Origin of the sequence: Streptomyces sp. MnatMP-M17, from assembly GCF_900091995.1 — a bacterium.
Classification (GTDB): Bacteria; Actinomycetota; Actinomycetes; order Streptomycetales; family Streptomycetaceae; genus Streptomyces.
Map to the genome: position 1 here is coordinate 1 of NZ_FMDK01000982.1, position 5073 is coordinate 5073.

The window sequence follows — 5073 nt, forward strand, 5'->3', positions numbered from 1 at the left end:
CGCGCGTGCCGCCAGCCCCGGCCTGCCAGCCGGTTCGCGACTCCTTCGGCCCGCTCGTCCAGGGCGATCACGCGCGCGGCCCTGGCCGGAGCGATGGCCGCGCGGATCCGGAACCGGGACTCGCCCGGCGCGGTCGCCCGCGCGCATTCACTGAGATACGTCGACGCCGCCGCCATGTCAGACCGACGACTGCGGAACGCCGGGAGTCGACTTGACCGCGTCACGGCACGAGTCGAGGAAGGACTCGGCCTGCGGCAGCACCACGGCCGCCGAACGCACCCTGTGGTGTGCGGGATCCACTCCGGGCGGTGTCACACCCTGGTCCCGCAGCGCTATCGCGGCCTTGCGCAGCTTCTGCCGGGCCTTGATGATCCCGCTGTCGGCGGGCACCAGACGCTCCCGGGTACGGTCCACGATCGGTCCCATGCTCTCCTGGAGCGAGGCGTCCTGCATGGCGATGCCCGCGACTCCCGAGTAGGTGTCACCGCGCTTCTGGGCTTCGCGGTCGATCAGATAGTCGTTGTCCATATTGGCCTCGGGCCGGTAGGTGCCCGGGATGTTCTTGCTGTGCACGCCGTGCCCGTCCATCATCGCCTGGCGCTCGGTGTCGGTGAGCGGGCGGACCGGGTGGTAGTCGAACGAGTAGGTCCAGCAGTTCTCGTCGTCGATCGGTACCCAGAAGTGGCCGTGGATCGGATGGTCGCCGCGCGGCGGCACCATGGTGAAGTTGGGCATCACCCAGGGCGTGATGCGCCAGTAGTAGGTGCCCTCCTCGGCATTGCGCCGGGCGCCCACGAAGAGACCGCCGTCGCTGTCGGCGACCTCGAAGAACGGCTTGGTGTCGTTCATGTTGTACTCGTTGCCCTTGGCGCCCCGGAACAGCGGATCGGTCTTCAGTCCGCCGGAGTGCAGGAAGGTGACATGGCTGGAGTCGATGCCGCCCTCGAACGCCTGGAGCCAGTTGCACTGCTGCCAGCGCTTGGAGGTGTACGTCTGCTCCGGCGGCACCTGGGCGAACTCGAACTCCGGCAGCGCGGGCCGGGTGGCCGCGTCGCCCATATGAGTCCACAGCACATCGCCCACTTTCACCAGCGGATACGACGTCAGCTGCACGTTCTGGCAGAAGCTGCTGTTGTCGGCCTCGGAGGGCACCTCGACACACTGTCCGGTGACGTCGTACTTCCAGCCGTGGTACGGGCAGCGCAGCCCGGATCCCTCGTTGCGGCCGAACCAGAGCGAGGCGCCCCGGTGCGCGCAGAACTCGTCGACCAGTCCGTACCGTCCTTCGCTGTCACGGAAGGCGACCATGCGCTCAGAGAGCAGCTTGACGCGCACGGGCGGGGAGTCGTTCTCCGGCAGCTCCTCGGCCAGCAGCGCCGGAATCCAGTACTGCCGGAACAGCTCTCCCATGGGTGTCCCAGGACCGGTCTGCGTGAGCAGCTCGTTGATGTCTTGTCTAAGCACAGCCGTTTCCCTTTCAGGTACTGAACCGCACCGCGATGGCTTCGGTGGGGTGCGACCGCCGGCACGGCGGCTCGGGCGCGGTGTGCGGCACGGACGCGCGAAAACGCCGTCAGGGCTGCACGGGAGGTATGTCGACGGTCAGCCCGTCCAGCTCCGGTGTGACACGGATCTGACAGGAGAGGCGGCTGGTGCTCCTGCGGTCGGACACGCCCATGTCGAGCAGATCGTCCTCCATCTCGCCCGGAGGGCCGACCAGAGGCGCGAACTCCTCCCGCACCCAGACATGACAGGTGGCACAGGAACAGTTGCCCCCGCACTCCGCCACGATCCCCGGGACGCCGTTCCTGACAGCCGCTGCCATCACCGAATCACCGGCCGTCGCGTCGACGGTGTGTTCGGAACCGGCGCTGCCGACGAAGATCACCTTGGGCAAGGTCCACTTCCTCTCAAGGCTGGTCTCTACCGAAGCGACGGACGCGGCATCAAGCCATCCCGCCCTTGGTCCGACCATTAGACCAGATCGCTGACAAGTGAACAAGCAAGTGAACGAGAAGGTGGCGCGACCGCCGTCGGGCGTGGTCACAATCGGGCCCATGCACACGCTGATCCTGCTCCGCCACGGCGAGAGCGAATGGAATTCCAGAAATCTCTTCACCGGCTGGGTCGATGTGGATCTGACTCCGCACGGCGAGGAACAGGCGCGCGAGGCCGGCCGGTCGCTGCGGACGGCCGGACTGCTCCCGGACGTGGCGCACACCTCCGTACTGCGGCGTTCGGTACGCACCGGCACACTCGCGCTGGCTGCGCTCGGCCGCCCGCAGGCGCCGCTCAGCCGCGACTGGCGGCTCAACGAACGGCACTACGGCGCCCTCCAGGGCAGGGACAAGAGCGAGGTGCTGCGGGAGTACGGCGCGGAGCGGTTCCGGCTCTGGCGCAGGTCGTACGATCTGGCCCCGCCGCCGCTCCCGCCCGGCGACGACGAGGACGGAGAGCCGGCGCCGCGCACCGAGTCCCTCGCCGATGTCAGCGCCCGGCTGCTGCCTCACTGGTACGAGGTGATCGCGCCCGATCTGCGCGCCGGGCGGACCGTTCTGGTCGTGGCGCACAGCAACTCGCTCCGCGCGCTGGCCGCCCATCTCGACGGGCTGGACCACGACGAGCTGATGGAGCTCAACATCCCCACGGGCATTCCTCTGTGCTACACGCTCGACGAACACCTGGCGCCCGTCGTACGCGGAGGCCGCTATCTCGATCCGGTCGGCGCCGCCGAGGCCGCCCGCGCGGTGGCGAAAGAGGGCCACCGGGACACCCGGACGGCCGGCCGCACCTCGGGATAAGGCCCTGACCTGCACGCCTGGGAACTGACCCGCGCGCCGGATCCCATGGGAGTCGTTGACATGAAAAAACCATGGACTTATGGTTCTACCAATCCAGATACGGTTCCACCGGCCCGCCTTCCCTGCTCCCGCGATACGGCCGGTCCGGGGCCTCTTCCGCTACTTCCGTGGCACACAGAGCCGACGTGGCACACAAGCCGACAGGAAAGGCCGTGGTAATGGCCAAGGACGCGATCGTCGACGACAAGCTGGCGGCGAAGTTCGCCACCGAGAAGGACTCTCCCTATACGCGCTGGGTCGCCGCGGAGGGACTGGACATCATCTCCGCCCACTATGTGCCCGATCTGCGCACGGTCGAGCTGAAGCCGTGGGCGCGGCGCGGCGGCCGAGGTGTGTTCATCAATCACGAGGCGACCCGTACGTCGAACGACTGCTATGTCTGCGAGATCCCCGCGGGCGGTGAACTGGCGCCGCAGCGGCAGCTCTTCGAGGAGATGATCCTCGTCCTCGACGGACAGGGCTCCACCAAGGTGTGGAACGACGCCGGCGCCGAGGTCACCTTCGAGTGGCAGGCGGGATCGATCTTCGCCATCCCGCTCAACGCCCATCACCAGCACTTCAACGGTTCCGGGCTGAAGGCCGCGCGCTTCGTCTCCTCGACAAACATGCCGCCGGTCATCAATCTCTACGACGACGTGGACTTCGTCTTCCACACACCGCACGACTTCCCGGACCGTTTCAACGGCGAGCCGGACTACTTCTCTCCCAGAGGCGAGCAGAAGGGGCTGCTGCTGGACACCAACTTCGTCGCCGACGCGGTCAATCTGCCGCTGATCGAGGCGAAGGAACGCGGCGCGGGCGGCGGCCATATCCGCTTCGCGATGGCCAAGGGCTCGATGAACAGCCATATCTCGCAGTTCCCGACGGCCACCTACAAGAAGGGACACCGGCATGGTCCCGGCGCCCATGTGATCATTCTGTCGGGCGAGGGCTACAGCCTGATGTGGCCGGAGGGCGAGGAGCCGCAGCGCTACGAGTGGGGTCCCGGCTCGCTGATCGTGCCTCCGAACATGTGGTTCCACCAGCACTTCAACACCGGCGCCGAGCCGGGCCGCTATCTCGCCTTCAAGCACGAGGTGGTCTCCATGCGCAATGCGCAGGGCGTACCGAAGGCCTGGATCAGCCGGCGTATCGGCGGCGACCAGATCGACTACGCCGACGAGTCGCCGCTGGTACGGGAGACCTTCCGGGAGGCGCTGGCCAAGCACGGCATGGAGCCGCGGATGGACGAGGTGTACGAGGCGGAGCTGCCCACGCTCGCGCCGAAGCCGGAGGGCACGGTCACCGGCTGACGGGCCTCCACCACGCGTGCGGCCCGTGCCCCTCACGGGCACGGGCCGCATGTCTGCTCACGGGCGCGGACTCGACCGCCCGAGCCGTGCCGCGATCACGACGAGGAGCACCATCGTGAGGCACGCCGGACCGCACAGAGCCGACCACCACGACCACGACAACCGTCCCCGACACAGCCACAGCCACAGCCACGCTGACGGCGAAGATCACGGTGAAGACACACGCGCCGTTTTCTCCGCCTATGTCCCCGACCATGACCATGTGCACGACGACGAGCCGCTGAGCGCCCTGGAGGAGAACCCGATCTGGCAGCAGGACAACGTGCTGCTGCACAGCGTCGGCATGGACATCGGCTCCTCCGGCACCCAGGTCGTTTTCTCCCGGCTCCGGCTGCGCCGTATCGGCGAGGATCTGACCAGCCGGTACATCGTCGTGCGCCGGGAGACTCTCTACCGCTCCCCCGTCGCCCTGACTCCGTACGCGAGCGACGAGCACATCGACGCCGAGGCACTGGGCTCGATCATCGACCGCGCGTACAGCGACGCGGCCGTGGAGCCTGCCGCCGTCGACACCGGTGTCGTGATCCTCACCGGTGAGGCGCTGCGCCGCCGCAACGCCGAGGCCATCGCGGATCTGCTGGCCGAGCGCGGCGGCGAGCTGGTCACCGCCACCGCGGGCCACCATATGGAGGCCATGCTCGCCGCCTACGGCTCGGGCGCGGCGAAGGTCTCGTACGACACCGGACTGCGTGTGCTCGTGATCGACATCGGTGGCGGAACGACCAAACTGGCGGTGCTCGACCATGGCGAGGTGGTGTCGACCGCCGCGCTGGACATCGGCGGGCGGCTCCAGGTCATGGACGGCGCGGGCCGTGTCGTACGGCTCGATCCGGCCGGCCGCCGGCACGCGGCCCGGGCCG

5 protein-coding genes are annotated in these 5073 nt (G+C 68.1%); 3 read left to right on the forward strand and 2 right to left on the reverse strand.

All coding sequences use genetic code 11. The features are described 5' to 3' along the window. Positions 1-177 precede the first annotated feature (177 nt). Complete coding sequence (locus tag GA0115259_RS34625) at positions 178-1464, reverse strand: aromatic ring-hydroxylating dioxygenase subunit alpha (protein ID WP_093604248.1); 1287 nt, start codon at positions 1462-1464, stop codon at positions 178-180. A gap of 109 nt (positions 1465-1573) precedes the next feature. Continuing rightward, a complete protein-coding gene (locus GA0115259_RS34630; protein WP_093604250.1) occupies positions 1574-1897 on the reverse strand; it encodes a 2Fe-2S iron-sulfur cluster-binding protein in 324 nt (107 codons plus the stop codon). Positions 1898-2057: 160 nt separating this feature from the next. Here GA0115259_RS34630 and GA0115259_RS34635 point away from each other — a divergent pair, with 160 nt between their 5' ends. The 3 genes from GA0115259_RS34635 to GA0115259_RS34645 all read left to right on the forward strand — a co-directional run. Next, positions 2058-2801, forward strand: coding sequence for a 2,3-bisphosphoglycerate-dependent phosphoglycerate mutase (locus GA0115259_RS34635; RefSeq protein WP_093604254.1), 744 nt, complete (start codon positions 2058-2060; stop codon positions 2799-2801). A gap of 185 nt (positions 2802-2986) precedes the next feature. Beyond that, positions 2987-4153, forward strand: a complete 1167-nt coding sequence (locus GA0115259_RS34640) for a cupin domain-containing protein (protein ID WP_256098279.1) — start codon at positions 2987-2989, stop codon at positions 4151-4153. 115 nt (positions 4154-4268) lie between these two features. Beyond that, positions 4269-5073 (forward strand): ethanolamine ammonia-lyase reactivating factor EutA (locus tag GA0115259_RS34645; RefSeq protein ID WP_256098280.1); only part of this gene is annotated, 805 nt, incomplete at its 3' end.

Coding starts and splice junctions, on each gene's coding strand:
- GA0115259_RS34635 (WP_093604254.1), top strand. CDS start 2,058: ATGCACACGCTGATCCTGCTCCGCCACGGCGAGAGCGAATGGAATTCC.